Annotated in this window: 11 protein-coding genes and 1 pseudogene; 8 read left to right on the forward strand and 4 right to left on the reverse strand. The window is 42.9% G+C overall.

The genetic code is table 11. The features are described from left to right. Positions 1 to 26 precede the first annotated feature (26 nt). Positions 27 to 983: a FecR family protein gene (locus IEV36_RS11125; RefSeq protein ID WP_005256545.1), complete on the reverse strand. Its 957-nt coding sequence runs from the start codon at positions 981 to 983 to the stop codon at positions 27 to 29. Positions 984 to 1,006: 23 nt separating this feature from the next. Further along, complete coding sequence (locus tag IEV36_RS11130) at positions 1,007 to 1,522, reverse strand: sigma-70 family RNA polymerase sigma factor (RefSeq protein ID WP_005256546.1); 516 nt, start codon at positions 1,520 to 1,522, stop codon at positions 1,007 to 1,009. 231 nt (positions 1,523 to 1,753) lie between these two features. Between IEV36_RS11130 and IEV36_RS11135 the strand changes: the two genes are divergently transcribed. The 6 genes from IEV36_RS11135 to IEV36_RS11160 all read left to right on the forward strand — a co-directional run bounded on the left by IEV36_RS11135 (position 1,754) and on the right by IEV36_RS11160 (position 13,765). Next, on the forward strand, positions 1,754 to 2,965 hold the full coding sequence (locus IEV36_RS11135; RefSeq protein ID WP_005256547.1) for an efflux RND transporter periplasmic adaptor subunit: 1,212 nt from the start codon (positions 1,754 to 1,756) through the stop codon (positions 2,963 to 2,965). A gap of 4 nt (positions 2,966 to 2,969) precedes the next feature. Further along, positions 2,970 to 6,059, forward strand: coding sequence for a multidrug efflux RND transporter permease subunit (locus IEV36_RS11140; protein WP_005256550.1), 3,090 nt, complete (start codon positions 2,970 to 2,972; stop codon positions 6,057 to 6,059). Then, positions 6,056 to 9,163, forward strand: a complete 3,108-nt coding sequence (locus IEV36_RS11145) for an efflux RND transporter permease subunit (protein ID WP_005256551.1) — start codon at positions 6,056 to 6,058, stop codon at positions 9,161 to 9,163. Before IEV36_RS11140 ends, IEV36_RS11145 begins: the two co-directional genes overlap by 4 nt. Before the next feature lie 9 nt (positions 9,164 to 9,172). Next, positions 9,173 to 10,576 (forward strand): efflux transporter outer membrane subunit, encoded by a 1,404-nt coding sequence (locus tag IEV36_RS11150; protein ID WP_005256553.1) that lies wholly within the window; start codon positions 9,173 to 9,175, stop codon positions 10,574 to 10,576. Positions 10,577 to 10,971: 395 nt separating this feature from the next. Beyond that, complete coding sequence (locus IEV36_RS11155; RefSeq protein WP_005256554.1) at positions 10,972 to 13,437, forward strand: acyl-CoA dehydrogenase; 2,466 nt, start codon at positions 10,972 to 10,974, stop codon at positions 13,435 to 13,437. 217 nt (positions 13,438 to 13,654) lie between these two features. Next, complete coding sequence (locus IEV36_RS11160; protein ID WP_005229212.1) at positions 13,655 to 13,765, forward strand: hypothetical protein; 111 nt, start codon at positions 13,655 to 13,657, stop codon at positions 13,763 to 13,765. A 92-nt stretch (positions 13,766 to 13,857) separates the two neighbouring features. Here the strand turns inward: IEV36_RS11160 and IEV36_RS11165 are convergent, their stop codons facing one another. Both IEV36_RS11165 and IEV36_RS11170 read right to left on the reverse strand, forming a co-directional pair. Then, on the reverse strand, positions 13,858 to 14,538 hold the full coding sequence (locus tag IEV36_RS11165) for an OmpH/Skp family outer membrane protein (RefSeq protein ID WP_005256555.1): 681 nt from the start codon (positions 14,536 to 14,538) through the stop codon (positions 13,858 to 13,860). 48 nt (positions 14,539 to 14,586) lie between these two features. Continuing rightward, positions 14,587 to 16,758: pseudogene (locus IEV36_RS11170) on the reverse strand (TonB-dependent siderophore receptor). 433 nt (positions 16,759 to 17,191) lie between these two features. On the opposite strand from IEV36_RS11170, the gene IEV36_RS11175 reads away from it, so the two are divergent. Both IEV36_RS11175 and IEV36_RS11180 read left to right on the forward strand, forming a co-directional pair. After that, entirely contained in the window at positions 17,192 to 18,283 is a 1,092-nt protein-coding gene (locus IEV36_RS11175; RefSeq protein WP_005256558.1) for an amidohydrolase family protein, read from the forward strand. Continuing rightward, complete coding sequence (locus IEV36_RS11180; RefSeq protein WP_004771147.1) at positions 18,270 to 19,112, forward strand: SDR family NAD(P)-dependent oxidoreductase; 843 nt, start codon at positions 18,270 to 18,272, stop codon at positions 19,110 to 19,112. Before IEV36_RS11175 ends, IEV36_RS11180 begins: the two co-directional genes overlap by 14 nt. The last annotated feature ends 68 nt before the right edge of the window (positions 19,113 to 19,180 follow it).

Below are 19,180 nucleotides of genomic sequence, written 5' to 3' on the forward strand. Positions count from 1 at the left end.
ATCAGATCAAAAAAAGTGTCAAATTTTTATCTTTTTTTTATTTTTAATAAGTACGGACTGTAATAGCTGAGCTCTAGTTGATGGGTGTAGGCTAGTGTATCGAGACTCTGTTGAGGATTTTGCAATGAAAATACCCCAGAAATCGGGATCTTTTTCAATTCAGTATCGATAAGATATGTCCCTTTTTTATAACGATACAATTCATCCAGTACTTTTTGTAAAGGCCATTGGTCTACCACCAACAATTGTTGTGTCCAATAAGGTCGATCATTTTCTAATGCAAGTGGTTTTGAGATCTGTTGGGTATCGAAATATGCACGTTGACCTTGCTTTAAAATCTGACGTTGCCCAGAATCTTGAGGCTGTAGTGCGACCGCATGTTGATAGACTTTGACTCGAGTTTGATCATGATGTTCTTGTCGTACCGTAAACTGCGTACCTAAGGCTTCAATTGCACCATCTTTGGTCTTCACCATAAATGGACGATGCTGTGGATCTTTTGCCGTCTGGATATATATTTCACCTTCGATCAGTTTAATTTGTCGGGTCTGTTCAGAAAAATCCACGCTGATATAACTATCACTGGCCAATATCAAGCTTGAACCATCTTTCAGCGAAACGGTTTTAATTTCACCCACCTGAGTATGATAATCCGATTGCCATTTTGCCCAAGGCATTAAATAAGTCGCACAGCTGAGAACCAGCAATCCTGAAAGGCTGAACAGCATATTTCGTTTTGCTGTCAGATTAAATTTTTGCTTGGACTGGACTAAAGATTCTGAAGGGAAGTGGTTGGATAATCCTGTTAAGCCGTGTGTAAATTTATTGATGTGTTGAATAGCTAAGGCATGTTCTTTTTTTTCTGCCTGCCAATGTTCAAATTGCTGCTGTTGTAGCTCAGTCATTTCACCTGAATGTAATAGCACGAGCCAATCGGTGGCTTCGTCTAATACATGATCAGGGATTTTAGAGACTTGAGACATGGCAGAAACGCAAATTCAGCAAATTAATCGGTCTGATTATAAAGACTAATACAGGCCAAGAAAGCCTGTTTCATATCTCTTTTGACCGTTGCTTCAGAAATATCCAGTTTTTCACTAATGGCACGATAAGTTAGTCCATCCAATTGCGATAATAAAAATACCTGTGCAGTACGTTGGGGCAGTTTTTCTAACATTAAATGGACTTGATAGAGCGTTTCTCGAATACAGACTTCGTATTCGGCCGATGGATAGTATTCTTCAGGAAGCTGTGCAAGTGCGTCTAAATACAGGTGTTCCACATGTTGGCGACGCCAATGATCAATAATCACATGTTTGGCAATGCCCATTAACCATGCTTGAGGTTCTTTAATCTTTTCAAAGCAATAGTCACTTTTTAAAGCACGGTAGAACACTTCCTGACTTAAATCTTCCGATTGATGGTGATGCTGTAGTTTGTGCTTGAACCATGACAACAGTGTGCTTTGTTGCGATTGGTAAACGTGGCTAAACCATAACTGTTTTTCTACATTCAGGTTCATAGCAAGGAGTCCACAAATGTGCGGGGAGATGCGCATTAAAGAAGGGTTAAAAATATTTTTAAATAGTAATGATAATAGTTCTTAATATCAATAAAATTGTATACATACTTTTACAGAAAAAATTGAGCTGATTTTGAATTTCGTTCGACTAAACCAATGCAGGGGAACATTTTTCGTTTTCTTCTTCTCCCATATTTTTAATGAATTTTATTTGAATAAGTAGAGTATGTCATGAGTGAACAACAGATTGATTTAAAACCACAACAGTATTCTCGATCAAATAAAATCAAATGGTTGATTGGCTTTATTGTACTTTTGCTATTGGGGATATGGGGCTGGAACTATTGGAAAAAGTCCCAAGCCAATAAACAAGAGTCGTTTAGCCAATGGAGCAAACCCGTGCCTGTTCGTGTGGTGGGGGTACAACGGGGAGACTTGCAATTACAAATTAAGGCGATTGGTACGGTGGTGCCAGCCAATACCGTGAATGTTCAAAGTCAGGTGTCTGGTGTGCTGCAAAAGCTGTATTTCCAAGAGGGGCAATACATCAAGAAAGGACAATTGTTAGCACAAATTGATCCGACACCATTTCAAGTCGCATTGGCACAGGCACAAGGCACACAGCAACAAAATTTAGCGCAGTTGCAAAATGCACAAACTGAATTGAATCGCTATCAGTTGCTGTATAAGCAAGACTCGATTGCCAAGCAACAGGTCGATCAGCAGCAGGCCTTAGTCAATCAACTCAAGGGACAGATGCAAGCCAATCAAGCACAGGTGGATGCGGCAAAGTTACAACTGTCTTATACCAAAATATATGCACCGATTGATGGACGTGTTGGTTTTCGCCTCAAAGATGCGGGCAATTTAATTCAGGCCAATGAAGAAACAGGTCTATTGAGTATTACCCAAATCCATCCTGTGTATATTCAGTTTGCCGTTGCGGAAAACTATTTAGACATCGTACGCCAAGCCACTAAAAATAAACAAAGCATTCAAGTGAGTGTTTGGGATCGTGCAGAACAAAAACAATTGGCAACAGGCTCAGTTCAGGCACTGGATAACCAGATTGATCTGAATACAGGCACACTTAAAGTTAAAGCTGTTTTTGCCAATCTGGATGATGCTTTATTTCCGAATCAATTTGTCAATGTTCGTTTAAATGCCAAGACCTTGCAAAATGCAGTGCATCTACCGAGTGACGCCATCCAACATGGCGCCAAAGGAACTTATGTTTATATTGTCAATAAAGAACGTAAAGCCGAAGTACGTCTGTTAAAACTGGGTGCTGTTTCACAAGGACAGACCGAAATTGTTGAAGGTCTTCAGGGCAATGAACGTGTTGTTTTAGAGGGGATTGATCGACTTTCAGAAGGGCAAGAAGTACAAGTCATTCAAGATGATGTTTCTAAGCCAATACCCGCAAAAACTGTAGCTGGGTAAGCGCATGAATATTTCCAGATTCTTTATTGTACGACCCGTCGCCACTACTTTGTTGATGTTGGCGCTATTTTTTAGCGGCCTGTTGGTGTGGCGTTTATTACCTGTATCAGCATTACCGCAGGTTGATTATCCGATTATTCAGATTTACACCTTTCAGCCGGGTGCAAATCCAGATACGGTGCAGCGAACCATCAGCTCACCTTTAGAGCGGGAGATGGGAAAGATTGCTGGTTTGAAGCAAATGTCTTCGAATAGTTCGGTCGGTGCTTCGGTGATCACCCTGCAATTTGAGTTATCTGCTGAACTGGGCATTGTCGAGCAAGAAGTACAATCGGCCTTGAGTACTGCAAGCAGTAAATTGCCCAATGATTTACCGACGCCACCGATTTATCGCAAAGTGAATCCTGCAGATGTACCGGTGATTACGCTTGCGATCAGTTCTGACAGTTTGCCATTGACCACGGTCTACGACATGGTTGATACCCGCGTGGCACAAAAACTATCGCAACTTTCTGGTGTTGGAATGGTGAGTCTGGCAGGGGGACAACGTCCCGCCATTCGTGTACAGATGAACCCAGCTGCCTTGGCAGCGTTTAAGCTCAGTGCTGAAGATGTGCGCGCGGCTATTGCTGCGGCCAATGCCAATCAACCGAAAGGGAGCTTTGATGGGCCTTTTCGATCAACCATGCTCGATGCCAACGATCAGATGCGTTCGATTTCTGATTATGAAAACCTGATTTTACGTTGGAACAATGGTGCACCGATTCGTCTAAAAGATGTCGCACAAGTGCTTGAGGGCAGTGAAGATCGTTATATGGCAGCGTGGGCGGATAGCCAATCTGCTATTTTGGTGAATATTCAGCGACAACCCAATGCCAATGTGATTGAGGTGGCAGATCAAATCAAAAGAATCCTACCTGAGTTACAACAGAATCTACCTGAAAATGTTCACATTCGCGTATTAACTGATCGAACCGAAAGTATTCGGAGCTCGATTAAAGATGTGCAAAAAGAATTGGTCTTCGCCGTGTGTCTGGTGGTGTTGGTGACATTCTTATTTCTCCGTAATTTTGCTGCGACTCTGATTCCTAGTATTGCCGTTCCGCTGTCGATTATCGGCACTTTTGTATTGATGTATTTCCTTGGTTTCTCGGTCAATAATCTGACTTTAATGGCATTAACCATTGCCACAGGCTTCGTCGTAGATGATGCCATCGTGATGCTTGAAAATATTGCACGACACCGCGAGTCAGGTGAAAGTATGTTGCAAGCAGCCCTGAAAGGATCAAAAGAAATTGGTTTTACCCTCATTTCTTTGACGATTTCCCTGATTGCAGTTTTGATTCCTTTACTGTTCATGGGGGATGTCGTTGGGCGGCTGTTCCATGAGTTTGCCGTGACACTGGCAGCAGCCATTGCACTGTCTTTGGTGGTGTCTCTGACCTTGACCCCAATGATGTGTGCCTATTTGCTAAAAGATGCACCGAAGCATGCAGAGCAACCAAGTCGTTGGAGTCTGGATCGAGTGATTCAGCATTATGCGACCTTACTGCAATGGGTACTTCGGCACCAAGTACTGACTTTGATGGTGATGTTGGCAACAGTCGTATTGGCGGGACTTTTGTATTGGTCGATTCCGAAAGGCTTTTTCCCTGTACAGGACAATGGTGTCTTTCAGGTGGTCACTGAAGCCCCTGACCAGATTTCATTTCAGGCCATGAGCGAACGTCAACAAGCTTTGGCAGCAGTGATTGCAAAAGATCCAGCGGTTGCCAGCTTGTCTTCTTTTATTGGTGTGGATGCCAATAATCCAAAGTTAAGCAATGGGCGTATTCTGGTCAATTTAAAACCCCATGCTCAACGTGAATCTGCCGTGGAAGTCATGGCGCGACTAAATGAAAATTTTGCACAGGTACATGGGATTAAAGGCTGGATGCAACCCGTGCAAGAGTTGAGTATTGAGGACAAAATTAGCCGTACTCAATACCAACTGAGTGTGACTGCACCGAAAAATCAATTGGTAGAACAGTGGACACCTCAACTGGTTCAGGCATTGCGTCAGCAGCCTGCATTTGCGGCAGTAACCAGTGAAGATGCAGGACAGGGTTTACAGGCCTATATCGATGTCAATCGTGATGCGGCAGCACGTTTAGGTCTGAGTGTTGAAGACATTAGTTTGGCTTTGCAGAATCTATTTGCGCAGCGGCAAATTGCAACTTTATATACTCAATCCAATCAGTACCGCATTGTTTTAGAGCTAGATCCCAAACTGACGCAGGGTATTGAGGCTTTAAACCAAACCTATATTCATAATCATCAGGGACAGCCGATTTTATTGAGTTCCGTCGCCACCATTGTCGAAAAACATGCACCGATTCTTTTACAGCAACAGTCGCAATTTCCTGCAGTTGGGATTTCCTTTAATTTAGCCAAGGATGTGTCTTTAGGCGAAGCCATTGCTGCGATTGAGCAGGTTAAGCAGAGCCTCGATTTACCGCCAGAGCTACAGGTCCAATTGCAAGGGGCTGCGGCCGCTTTTGAAAATTCACAGCAACATACCTTTTGGTTAGTGATTGCTGCGATTGTGACCATGTATATTGTGCTGGGCATGCTGTACGAGAATTTTATTCATCCAGTTACTATTCTTTCAACCTTACCTTCTGCTGCAATTGGGGCTTTATTGGCCTTGTTTATGGTGGGGAGGCCGTTGGACATGATTGCGCTGATCGGGATTATTTTACTGATCGGTTTGGTCAAGAAAAACGGCATCATGATGGTCGATTTTGCACTTGCAGCGCAACGTCATCAGGGCTTATCGGCTGAGCAAGCCATTTATCAGGCGGCTTTATTACGCTTCCGCCCGATTCTGATGACCACACTGGCTGCGGTGGTCGGTGCTATTCCCCTCATGCTGGCCTCTGGTTCTGGAGCCGAATTACGACAACCTTTAGGTTTGGTGATGGTGGGTGGTTTATTAGTCAGTCAGATACTCACCTTATTCACCACACCTGTGGTGTATTTATTTTTTGATCGACTTCAATCAAAGCCAAGTACGCAGTTGACACTCTCTGAACAAACAGGGGCAACTGAATGACGTTGTTGTCTGTGTTTGTGCAAAGGCCTGTTGCCAGCGTGCTGTTGGGTGTAGCCATCGTTCTGCTCGGTATATTGGCCTATTTACGCCTACCTGTTGCCGCATTACCGCAAGCGGATATTCCTACCATTGTCGTCAGGGCGAATTTGCCTGGTGCCAGTCCAGAAAGTATGTCTGCAACTGTAGCAACACCTTTAGAACGCGCCATGATGGGTGTATCGGGTGTTAAAGCGATTAACTCGTCCAGTAATCAAAGTTCAACGCAGGTGGTTTTACACTTTGATTTGAACACTGATATCAATGAAGCTGCGCGTGAGGTTCAGGCTGCCATCAATGCTGCGATGTCACAGTTACCCGCAGGTATGCCGAGTCCACCCGAATATTTCAAAATCAACCCAAGCCAAAGTCCGATTTTCTATTTGGCGCTCAGCTCTAAACAGCTTTCTGCTGCAAAGTTATACGAAATAGCATCTCAACAATTACAACCCAATTTGGCCCAGATCAGCGGGGTAGGTGAAGTTGCGATTGATGGTGCTTCTATGCCAGCTGTACGTATCACCATCAATCCAAGTGCTTTAGTTTCAACAGGGATGTCTCTAGAGCAAGTGCGGCAGGCGGTCGCGAAAAGTAATGTGGTACAGGCATTGGGTGTGGTTGAGCAACAGCAATTACGTTGGCAAGTGACCTTATCAACAGAACTAAAAACTGCCCAAGATTTTGCGGATCTGATTATTAGACACACTGATCAAGGGGTGATTCGCTTAAAAGATATTGCCACGGTCAGTGATTCGGTTGAAAACCGTTATGTCAGTGGTTTTCATAACGGGCAACCTGCGGTGATATTAAAGATTAGCCGACAGCCCAATGCCAATACCGTAGCGACCATTGATCTGATCAAAGCAAAATTGCCTGCTTTGCGTGAGCTAATGCCACGTGATGCACAGTTAACTGTGGTGATGGATGGTTCAAATATTGTCCGTAACAGTTTAGAGGAAGCACGGGATACCTTGTTTTTATCCATGTTACTGGTGGTGATTGTGGTGGTGCTGATGTTGGGGCGCTTACAGAGTGCGGTGATTCCCGCAATGGCACTGCTGGTCACTTTAATTGGTGTATGTAGTCTGATTTATTTGGCTGGTTTTTCGCTGAATAACCTGTCAATTATGGCGATCATTGTTGCGATTGGCTTAGTGGTTGATGATGCCATCGTCGTACTGGAAAATATTGAGCGTTATATTGAACAAGGCGATTCACCTGCGCAAGCGGCTGTGAAAGGGATTCAGGAAGTTGGTTTTACCTTGATTGCCATGAATCTGGCTTTAATCGTGATTTTTCTCTCGGTTCTGTTTATGGGTGGGGTAATTGAACGCTTGTTTAGAGAGTTTTCGCTCACGCTGGTTTTTGTGGTGCTGTTATCGGTTTTTGTTTCATTAATCTTAACGCCAAGTTTATCGGCACGTTGTTTAAAACCTTTATCCTTGACCCAACCTCCGCGGTTGTATCGTTATAGTCATCGTTTGATTCAGGAGCTGACCCAGTCTTATATTCGGTCTCTCCATTGGGTATTAAAACATGCTTATTTGATTGTGGTAGTTTGGCTGGCTGCAATAATCGCTTCTGTCTATATCTACAATTTATTGCCCAAACGCGTTTTACCTGAACAAGACACAGGACGGGTTGGTGCTTTTATCCGTGGCGATGATGGTTTTTCTTTTCAAATCATGCAACCAAAGATTGCCGCGTTTAATCAAGCCTTACTCAAGGATCCTGCGGTACAAGATGTGGTCGGTACTTCTGGTGGTGGTGGTGGCATGACCAACTCATTTTTGATGGTGAGTTTAAAGCCAAAGGCTGAACGTGACGGTTTAACTTCCAAAGAGGTGGTCGAGCGATTAAAGAAAAATGCACCTTGGCAGGCGGGGACCGTGTTCTCAGCCGATGTCGAACAAGATTTGGAATTGGACGATCCTTTTTCCAGTGGTAATGCCCAAGAATATTTATTGTTATTGCAATCTGACAATGTGAGTCTGTTACGTGAATGGGCACCCAAAGTTGCCGAGGCCATGCGCAAACTGCCTGAGTTTGAAGAGGTAGAAACGCAAGGAGATGAAGGCGCTCAACACGTCACTTTAGATATTGACCGCGAAGCAGCAAAGCGTTTAGGTGTTGATATTGAAAATATTTCCAGTGTTTTAAATAACTCATTTTCACAACGCCAGATTTCAACAATTCATGATCGAAATGACCAATTCTATGTGGTGATGGAGGTTGATCAACGCTTTACCGAGCATCCTGAAGCTTTGGCAGATGTCAAAATACCGAATCAACAAGGGGCCTATGTGCCTTTAAGCAATTTCGCCACATGGACCTATGGGATCAGCAATGATCGGGTGCATCGCCGTAATCAATATGCAGCGATGGGTGTGGGCTACGTGGTCAAGAAAGGTTATAGCTATGAACAAGCGGATGCTGCTATTCGTCAGGTTTTGCCAGAGATCATGCTGCCAAAAGAAATCTTTGTCATGACAGATCGCGATGTTGAAAGTGAAAGTTTACAGGCGGGAATCAGCACACCCGCTTTGATTGCAGCGGTGATTGTGCTGATTTTTATTGTATTGGGAATTACATATGAAAGTATTGTGCATCCGTTTACCATTTTATCCACTATTCCGACGGCAGCTTTGGGGGCTTTACTCAGTTTGTGGCTGTTTCAGATTCCCTTTAGTTTGATTGCACTATTAGGCATATTTTTGCTGATTGGGATTGTGGTGAAAAATGCCATCTTGCTAATTGATTTTACCTTACAGCAACGGCGTCAAGGTCACACCGCTTTAGCGTCGGTTATTACCGCAGCGACATTGCGTTTTAGACCGATTTTAATGACCAATACTGCCGCTTTATTGGGTGCGATTCCACTGGCACTGAGTTGGGGGGAAGGGGCGGAAATGCGTCAACCTTTGGGGATTGCCATCGTGGGTGGATTGGCTTTAGGTCAATTATTAACCTTATATACTACGCCTGTGATGTATCTCATGTTTGAAAAAATCGCTCAAGGCTTAAATAAATTTAGGTTGCAGTTGAATGTGCTCCGTTGGAATAAATAGGAAGTCGCTATGAAAAAAACAGTCTTCACACTTTCTATCAGTGTTGCTGGTGCAATGTCTTTGATGGCTTGCCAATCTACTACGTTCAAGCCTGCAAGCTATCAGCAACCTGAGATTCAGAGTCCTGCACAGTATAAGTATGCAGGTATAGCATGGATTGAAACCTCTCAAATCAGTACCAAACCACAGCAATGGTGGGAGATTTATCATGATCCGATTTTGTCCACACTGATTCAGCAACTGGATCAGGACAATTTGAGCATTCAACAAGCACAAGCCAAGTATCGTCAGGCGATTGCTTTATTGGCCCAACAACGTACCAATTACGCACCAAGCTTGAATATGGGAGCAAGTGCTCATCATAACGAGGCAAAAAATCTTGCAACAAGCCGTCAATTGAGTGCCAATTTAACTGCCAGCTGGATTCCAGATTTATGGGGTAGAGTTGCAAAAGCGGTTGAGGGCCAACAGGCCAATGTACAGGCTTCTGTGGCAGATATTGCTGCAATTAAACTCAGTCAACAATTGATGGCGGCAGAGGCATATTGGAGCATTCGTTTATTTGATGCCAAACTGGACGTTCTTCAGCAAACGCAACACAGTTATCAACGCTCAGTGGGTATTTTACAACAGCAGTATCAAGCGGGGATGATTGCCCGTGCAGATGTGATTCAGGCTGAAACCCAACTGAAACAAGTCGCTGTGCAATTGTTAGAACTGCAACGCAGCCGAGATTTACAGGAAAATATTTTAGCGCTCTTAGTCGGGCAGAATGTTGCTGACTTTAATTTAAACAAAAGTCCTTATCAATTTAGTACCCCCCAGATTCCGACCCAAATTCCAAGCCGCCTTTTAGCACAACGCCCTGATGTGATTCGTCGTGAGCGAGAACTTGCAACCACGCATGCACAACTGGGTTTAGCGCAAACCGCATGGCTGCCGGATCTTACCATTAGCGTGGAGAGCAGTGTGAATAGCCCAGTGTTCCATACGCTATTGCAATCTCCGAATACAGCATGGTCAGTTGGGGCAAAAGTCCTAGGCACAGTATTTGATGGTGGAAAGCGGCGTGCTGATATTCAACAGGCGCAGGCCAATTATGATGAAAAACTTGCTGCCTATAAGCATTCAGTTTTGACGGGTTGGAAAGAAGTTGAGGATGGTTTATTGCAAGCGTCACTGTTCCAAAAACAGATGATAGAGCAACAACAGCTTCTCAAGCTATCTACTGAAAATGAACGGGTTGCCACACAGCGTTATCAAGCGGGTTTGGTGAGCTATCTTGAGGTTGCCACAGCGCAAAATCTGCGTTTGGCTGCGGAAGAACGGTTGTTGGAATTACAACAATTACATCTCAAGAATTCAGCACAATTGGTAGCTGCCTTAGGTGGTGGGATGAATTCTTCATCTTAAATTGAGTGATGTTATCCGTCATTACAGCGATCCATCTTCAATTTAAATAGAATTGGGATCGCTGTACTTTCTGCATGCATGATAAACATATTGTTTGGATGATTATTTTTGCCTGATGGCGTTAAACAAGAATAAGAATTGATGATTTTATTTTTGGAGTTTTGAGGGCAAAGATTCCAATTTTTTAGAGCAGTATTTTATTTAGCCCATGATTTTCATTTTTCAGTGTCATCTGAATGCCTTTGTGTAAATTTTAGTAGTTAATCAAGCAAATAGCGCTTCAATATGTAGAATAAAAAATAGCCATTTGTTTATTAAAGAATGACTTTAAATCAAAAATTAATTTAGATCTTTCTCATTTCATCTTCATCCCAATCTGAGAGAACGGAGCAAATATGATTGTATTATTGATATTGCTTGGCCTATTGATTCAGTTAGTTGTGGTATGGGCTGTTTTTTATTTTGAAGCTACGCGAACTATTGGTTGTGTAGTGGCGATTGTCGCAGCCATTCTGTGTAGTGTGTTGATCACACCGTGGAGTCTGTTACTCGGTGTACCGATTATTCTCGCCAGTGTGGTTGTTTTGATTGCACCTCTACGTGATGCTTTGGTGAGTCGGCCTGCGTTTAATATTCTCTCAAAAGCAATGCCGAGTATGAGTATCACGGAAAGAGAAGCGCTAGAGGCGGGTACCAGTTGGTGGGAAAAAGAGCTGTTTATGGGGGCACCTGATTGGGAAAAATTTGATCAATATCCTTATCCAGTCTTATCAACAGAAGAACAGGCATTTTTAGATAATGAAGTACAACAACTCTGTTCAATGTTAGATGAATGGCAAATTCATCATCAAGAAAAAGATCTACCGCCTGAGGTTTGGCAATTTATTAAGGACAATGGTTTTCTCGGTTTGATTATTCCAAAATCATTTGGCGGTAAGCAATTTACTCCCTTTGCGCAAAGTCGAATTATGAGCAAGATTGCTTCCCGTTCACTGACTGCTGCGGTGAGCTGTATGGTCCCGAATTCGCTTGGGCCAGGTGAGTTGCTGCTGCACTATGGTACAGAAGAACAGAAACAACGTTATTTGCCCGGTCTTGCAAATGGTACAGAAGTCCCTTGTTTTGGTTTGACCAGTCCTGAAGCAGGTTCGGATGCAGGTGCGATTCCTGATACAGGTATAGTGTGTTATGGACAGTACCAAGGTCAAGAAGTACTCGGTTTAAAAATGAATTTCTCTAAGCGTTGGATTACGCTGGCACCGATTGCAACCGTGATTGGTTTGGCCTTTAAACTTTATGATCCAGAGGGTTTATTGGGTGATAAAAGTAAAGTGGAATATGGCATTACCTGTGCCTTGATTCCGGCTGAGCATGACGGTATTCAGATCGGTCCGCGACATAATCCAGGTGCACCATTTATGAATGGTACAGTCGAGGGGAGTAATGTGTTTATTCCTTTGGACTGGATCATCGGTGGGCAGCAAAATGCAGGTAAAGGCTGGCGTATGCTGATGGAATGTCTCGGTGTGGGACGTGGTATTTCGTTACCTGCTTTGGCAACCGCAGCTGGGGAAATGAGTTATCTACTGGTGGGTGCATTTGCCAGTGTGCGTCAACAATTCAAAATCTCGGTTGGACATTTTGAAGGGGTGCAAGAAGCGACCAGTGATATCGCCAGTGATGCCTATATGTTGGAGTCATTCCGTTATCTGGTAACTTGTGGTTTGAACCAAGGTGGAACGCCTGCGGTGATGACCGCGATGGCAAAATACTATGCGACTGAAACCATGCGCAAAGTGGTCAATCACGGTATGGATGTCGTCGGTGGTCGAGCGATTCAGCTAGGCCCACGTAACTTCCTTGCATTGACTTATCAATCGATTCCAGTGGCAATTACGGTTGAAGGAGCAAATATTCTGACCCGTTCCTTGATGATTTTTGGTCAAGGTTCAATGCGCTGCCATCCTTATTTATTTGAAGAATTACAGCTGTTGCAATCGGAAGATAAAGCCGCTGCTTTTAAGGAATTTTCGCCATTATTGTTTAAGCATTTAGCCTATACCTTCAATCGTGCAGCCAAAGCAGCAGCATTTTCGATTACGGGTGGTTCAGATGATGGTTCTAAACAAGCTGATGATTTTTCCAAAGGCTATTACAGCAAGATTAATCGTTTCAGTGCTGATTTTGCATTAACGTCGGATATGGCACTTGGGATTTTGGCGGGTGATTTAAAACGCAAAGAAATGCTGTCTGGGCGCTTGGCTGATATCCATGCGCATTTATTTATCGCTACTGCGATCTTGAAATACTATGAACAGGGTCAGAGAACTGAGGCAGAACAGAAGCATGCGGAATTAGCGTTGAATAAAGCCTTATATCAGGTGCAAGAAGCGTTCTTTAGCTTCTATGATAATTTCCCAATGAAACTTGCTGCCTGTATGGTGAAATTGCTTTGCTTCCCATTTGGTCGGCCAATTGCAGCGCCATCGGATCAATTGAAACAGGAAGTGGCGCAATTGATGATGCAAGAGCATGCGTTCCGAGATCAGCTCAAACAACATGTTTATTATACGACGGATGCAAATGATGTAATGGGACGGATGGAGTCCACTTTCCAAAGCCTGTTACAGTTGCAACCGTTGTGGAATAAATTTAAAAAAGCGGAGTCAAAAGACCAGTTTACAGGGCTAAGCTTTGAAGAACACATTGCCAATGCGATTGAAACAGGTTTTATCAGCACTGCTGAGGCAGAATCGCTTTTACAATACAATGCTAAACGCTATGACAGTATGCTGACGGATATTTTTGATGAGCATTTAGTCGATGATCTGCCGCTTGAAAATCCTCATCTTCGAACCTGATTACTGAGTCGCTTAATAACCGCGCTTGAAGCAGTCCTGAATGTATGAGAAAGACGTTTTTCATGTCTCCTATACATAATTCAGGGCTGTTTTTCATAACAATTCTCAAGTTTTATATCAATCTGTTATATTTTTTTTGCAAAATTCTGTGTCTTTTCTTGTTCTGTACCTTCCTGCACTATAACAACATGAATTGAGCAAAGCGAAAGGTGCCGATATGAGTTTTTTGAAAAAAAAGAATAATGCCAGTTTTGTGTTCTTCATTATTACGCTATATGCCTTTTTAGGCTTTGGCATTGGCTACGTGATCTGGGAATATCTTTTATAACAGAGTTGCCCATATGCTTAGGATCTATGTTCAAAAATCCTAAGCCTTTGCTGGGCCATGGGCTTAAATTTGATGCATCCTTAAGTGCAAGTCTATTTCTTCAATAACCATTGTACTGAGGCATCAAACAGTTTGAGACCATCTTCTGAAAGATTGGGAAAGGTCTCATTATTAAGAAAGAACATCAGCCTTTTTGCTGGGGCCAAAGATTCATAATCCATGGTTGCACCTTTTTCATAACCCCAGATGGCCACTTTTTCTGGTTGACCATAAATCGTCGCAATAATGGTGGCGCCTAATCCTGGCTTGCCCCAACTCATCGGTGACTGTGCTTTATAGACGTTGCGCGTTCCCGCAGGAAGATGCGCCGATAGGGGATGCGGTGCATTGACCAGCCACAAGTAACGTTCTTTCTCAACCTCACCAAAATCAGTATCGATCCGTTTACCTGTCATCGCCAGATCATCGAGATAATCATTTTCCCAAGTCATCAGCGGAATCGGGAGTTGACGCCAGCCTGATTTTAAATTTTTTGACGCAACCGTTGAAGAAAGAATGACTAGATCAGGATGGTTTAAGCTGCTTGGCGAAACAGATTGATCAAGGAGCTCAACTTGATAACCTTGAGCTTGTAAGTACTTTTGAATAGATGCATCGGCAAATGCAGAAGCGCCATTGAGCTGTGAAATGAGCGCAATTTTTGTTTGCGCATAAACAGAAGATGTTAATGTAAACAGTGCTGTGATCAGCGTGATAGAAAAAAGCTTTTTCATATTGATCTCAACAGAGCAGTGATTGAAGCACTGCTCTGATCCTCCATCCTAGAATTTAAAGGTTGCTCGCAACACCGCTTGGCGAGAGTCACCTTGTGATACCGCCAGATTATTAACGCTGGCGGTATAGTAGGTTTTATCGAAGATATTATTTAAATTAAACTGAAAGTTAACTGCCTGTTTGGCAATGGTGGTGTCATAACTGATAAAGGCATTGGCAAGCATATATTCAGGTAGGTCAAAGGTGTTTTCTGAATCACCTGCGCGCTTACCGACATAATTGCCACTGAGACCTAAACGTAAATTGCCATTATAAAGTTCGCCATAGTTATAGGCCAATGCAAGAGAAGCAGTATCTCGTGCCACATTATTTAAACGATTGCCTTGCAGACCCAGTTCATCTTCAGTGACTTTGGCATCGGTATAGGCATAGGTCAGGGTGGCGTCGAGTTGATCAGTTAGACGACCTGTTAGGTCGAGTTCAGCCCCTTTCGAGCGAACCGCACCTGTGGTGTGTAGTTCTACTTCTTTGGTTGATGAATTGGTTATTTTGGCAAGCACATTACGCTTTTTAATATCGTAGAGTGCAAAGTTGGCCTTAATACGATCATTAAACTCATATTTTGCACCGAGTTCATAAGATTTTGCCTGTTCAGGTCGGACATCCGAGTCAATAACAGCATTGCCACCTAAAGGAGCAATCGAGGAGTTCGGTTTGAGTGATTCGGTATAGCTCCCATACAATGAAAATTGGTCATTCCATTGATAGACTAAACCTGCATGTGGAAGCCAAGCATCATCATTGGTATTGGTATTTTCTTTAAATGGTCTGCCGCGCCCAGCAGTCTGTTGATAATGTAAGTAACGCCCACCAAGCACCGCAATCCATTGTTCATTTAAATGGATCGCATCTTGCAGATAAAAACCATAGGTATGCAATTTATCGGTTTGGTCACTATCCGACGCGATGATATTGCGGGAAGCTTCGACAGTGCCAAAATCTGGATTTAAATAGTCTAGGGTGGAAGTATCTCCACGAACCATATCGGGACGGAAATATTTACGGTATTCGATATCCGAACCGATCTGAATGTCATGCTTTAAACCGAGCAGATTGATCGAACCATTGAGATAGGCTTGAGCATTACTGTCTACACTTTCTGCATTTAAGGTCGCATCGGTACGACGCTTCACAGTATGATTCTTTGTATCTAACGAGGTGACGCGTAACTGGTTGGCATCATAGGTTTCGTAGTTATAGGTATAGCCGAAATGAGCTGACCAAGTGTCATTAATTTGATGATCAACCAGCAATTGTGCCAGATGATCTTCACCTTTCATTTGATTAAAAGCTTCATCCAGACGTTGGTATTTTGAGATCGGTAAAGCTTTTTTTGTGTTGGGATCAAAAATGGTTGAGCGATCAAAAGGGACATCAAAATGACGATATTGATAGCTGAGATTGACTTTGGTCTGACCATTGTCCCATGCCACAGACGGAGCGATTAAAGTCTGTTTGAGATTACCAAAATTACGCCAATAATCTGCGTCTGAATGATCGACAATAAAACGATAGGCAAAGTTACTATCATTAATTGCGCCTGTTGTATCCAGACTTGCTCCTAAACCATTTTTACCCGCCGCAAAGCTTGAACCATAGAAGGCAATTTCGGTTTTCTGGGTCATTTCAGGTTTTTTAGTCACTACATTGACCACACCGCCTGGGTCCATAATGCCATAAAGGAGAGAAGCTGGGCCTTTTAATACCTCAACCTGCTCAACTGCCGCATTCATGGTTCGACCTTGCACAATTGGCATGCCATTCACGGTAATTGAACCATCACGGTTGTCTCCAAAGCCGCGTTTCATGACCGTATCTTGAGTGCCGCCTAAGGTGTTGCCTTGGGTAATGCCGCTGACTTATGTGAGTGCATTATCCAGATTCGCGGGCACATAATCTTTCACATATTGTTTGGAAACGACATTGACCGTTTGAGAGCTCTCCAGATTTTTTTGATTACCTCTTAAGGTCGATGCTGTTTGCGTTCCGATATAGCCTGAGCTGGATTCAGCTTGTACTTTGATGGTGTCTAGCTGTGTGATTTCTGGTGCAGCAGTTTCTGCCCAAGTCAGCACAGGAATACAAGACAAAAGCAATGAACCGCTATATTTTAAAATTTCAATCGTGATGAGATTTTTACGCGGAGAGAATGCAGACATAGGAATACCTGAGCGATACCAGAAATCGGGTAGAGACTGAAGAAAAGAGGCTATCAATCTGATGACAATTTGGGTCAATGCAGCGATAAAAGCGTGCTCAGTATATTTAAATAGGAATCATTTACAAGAACTTGCTGGAAAGTAGGAAGCTTGAAAAAATAAGAGTTTGATAATACGTAAATTATTTTGAGTTTTTTTGTTTGTTCCTTGGGAATTAATTTATTTGAGATAAATGTATTTCAATTTATTGAAATTGTTGATGAATTTCTAATTTTAAAAAGATCAAAGTAAAAATAAATGAATCGTATTCATAATGTCATATTGAAATAAATCATTTTATTCATACTAACTTGTTCGGTAGGCTACAGTGATGAATTACGGTTAAAGTTAGATAAATTATCGCCATTTTAAAATAATTATATTGAGTTAACACATGGAAGAATTAGGCTTTTTGATCATTGATCCACATATTCATCAATGGGATCCTTATCACACACCGCATTCTGCTGCTGTATTGGTAAAAGCTTTAGGGAAATATCCCGCTGTTATGGATCGTGTTGTTCGTTTAGTCAAACCTAAGCCTTTACTAGAGACGTTAGGTACAACCCAATATGCATTGAATCCCTATTTACCAGCGAATTATCAAAAGGATAGCAGCTTATTTCCTGTAGAAAGCGTGGTGCATGTCGAAGCAAACTGGCATCATCACAAAGGCTTGGGTGTGGTGGAAGAAACCAACTGGATCAAGCAATTAGATTTTAATCGTCACGGTTTAAAGCTGGGTGCCATCGTTGCTGCGGCTGACCCAAGAGACCGAAAATTCAAAGACATTCTTAAAGCTCATCAGCAGGCGAGCCCACTATTTCGTGGCATTCGTAAAATGGCGGCCTGGCATGAGGATAGTGGCATTTATCGATGGTGTGATCGACCTCATCTTTATCGTGACAAGAAATTCTTAAAAGGTTTTGAACAACTTGCAAAAATGGATTTATCTTTTGATGCATGGGGGTATTCCACTCAGTTAGCAGAAATCACCAGCTTGGCGAAACAATTTCCTCAAACCCGTATCGTCGTTGATCATCTGGCGACACCCGCTGGCCTGTTTGGAGCTGTTGGTAAGAAAACGGGGATTACAGCATCGCAGCGTGAGTCTATTTTTAAACAATGGCAACAAGATATTGCAGTTCTGGCCGAACATAAAAATGTCTATGCCAAAATTTCAGGCTTGATGATGCCAGTATTAGGACATCGCTTTTATCAACAAAAACGAACAGCAACACCTGCTGAAATCGTGAATCTACTCAGCCCATTGCTTGAACATGCTGTTCAGGTCTTTGGCGTCAACCGCATTATGTATGCGTCTAATTTTCCGATGGATAAAGCCAATGCGACATTAAATGACCTTGTGCAGGCTTATATCCAGATGCTGCGCCCTTATGGTGAGCAGGCAATGCACGCCGTTTTTAGACAAAATGCAGCCCATTTTTATCAACTTCATCTAGAGTCTACCCATGAAAAATTTTAATCAGAAAGTCGCGGCAATTACTGGTGCAGGTTCAGGGATTGGTCGACAGCTTGCACTTTTACTGGCTCAGCAAGGTGCACATTTAGCTTTGAGCGATGTCAATGAACAGGGACTGGCGGAGACGAAGGCCTTATTACAGCAATATCCTGTCAATGTTACCCTGACACAGCTGGATGTTTCTGATCAGGAAGCAGTGCGTGAATGGGCAGAACAGAGTTTTAAAGCACATGGCAAGATTAACCTGATTTTTAATAATGCGGGTGTGGCGCTGGCAAGTACCGTCGAAGGGATGGATTATGAGGAATTGGACTGGATCTTAAAGATTAACTTTTGGGGCGTGGTCTATGGCACCAAAGAGTTTCTGCCTTATTTAAAACAAAGTGGCGAAGGGCATATTGTGAATATTTCCAGTCTGTTTGGCTTAACGGCTCAACCGACCCAAAGTGCCTATAATGCAACTAAATTTGCAGTTCGTGGTTTTACTGAATCATTGCGCCAAGAATTAAAGCTGCAACAGAATGGGGTGAGCTCAACCTGTGTACATCCTGGTGGGATTCGAACCAACATTGCTAATAGTGCACGTATGAGTGACAGCATTCGGGCTTTGGGAATGAATCCAGCTAAAGCCAGTCAGGCCTTTAACAAAGTGTTGAAAACGCCACCTGAACAAGCTGCCAAAATTATTCTTGAAGCTGTGAAAGCAGATAAAGCACGTGTTCTGATTGGAAATGATGCAAAAATCATTGATCTGATTCAGCGTATTACGCCGACCCATTATTCACATGCATTGAGTTTCTTTACCAAGAAATCTAAGAAAAAGCGGGCTTAAAAATTAGAATGATATGAATAAAGTTAGACTGATATCCAATTGGGATCAGGTGACTTTGGTGTTGGAAA

Source organism: Acinetobacter vivianii (assembly GCF_014635885.1).
Classification (GTDB): Bacteria; Pseudomonadota; Gammaproteobacteria; order Pseudomonadales; family Moraxellaceae; genus Acinetobacter; species Acinetobacter vivianii.

Excerpts from the sequence above, each read along its gene's own strand:
- IEV36_RS11130 (WP_005256546.1), bottom strand. The coding sequence starts at position 1,522 with ATGAACCTGAATGTAGAAAAACAGTTATGGTTTAGCCACGTTTACCAA.
- IEV36_RS11165 (WP_005256555.1), bottom strand. The coding sequence starts at position 14,538 with ATGAAAAAGCTTTTTTCTATCACGCTGATCACAGCACTGTTTACATTA.
- IEV36_RS11150 (WP_005256553.1), top strand. The coding sequence starts at position 9,173 with ATGAAAAAAACAGTCTTCACACTTTCTATCAGTGTTGCTGGTGCAATG.
- IEV36_RS11180 (WP_004771147.1), top strand. The coding sequence starts at position 18,270 with ATGAAAAATTTTAATCAGAAAGTCGCGGCAATTACTGGTGCAGGTTCA.
- IEV36_RS11140 (WP_005256550.1), top strand. The coding sequence starts at position 2,970 with ATGAATATTTCCAGATTCTTTATTGTACGACCCGTCGCCACTACTTTG.
- IEV36_RS11160 (WP_005229212.1), top strand. The coding sequence starts at position 13,655 with ATGAGTTTTTTGAAAAAAAAGAATAATGCCAGTTTTGTGTTCTTCATT.
- IEV36_RS11155 (WP_005256554.1), top strand. The coding sequence starts at position 10,972 with ATGATTGTATTATTGATATTGCTTGGCCTATTGATTCAGTTAGTTGTG.
- IEV36_RS11145 (WP_005256551.1), top strand. The coding sequence starts at position 6,056 with ATGACGTTGTTGTCTGTGTTTGTGCAAAGGCCTGTTGCCAGCGTGCTG.
- IEV36_RS11125 (WP_005256545.1), bottom strand. The coding sequence starts at position 983 with ATGTCTCAAGTCTCTAAAATCCCTGATCATGTATTAGACGAAGCCACC.
- IEV36_RS11135 (WP_005256547.1), top strand. The coding sequence starts at position 1,754 with ATGAGTGAACAACAGATTGATTTAAAACCACAACAGTATTCTCGATCA.
- IEV36_RS11175 (WP_005256558.1), top strand. The coding sequence starts at position 17,192 with ATGGAAGAATTAGGCTTTTTGATCATTGATCCACATATTCATCAATGG.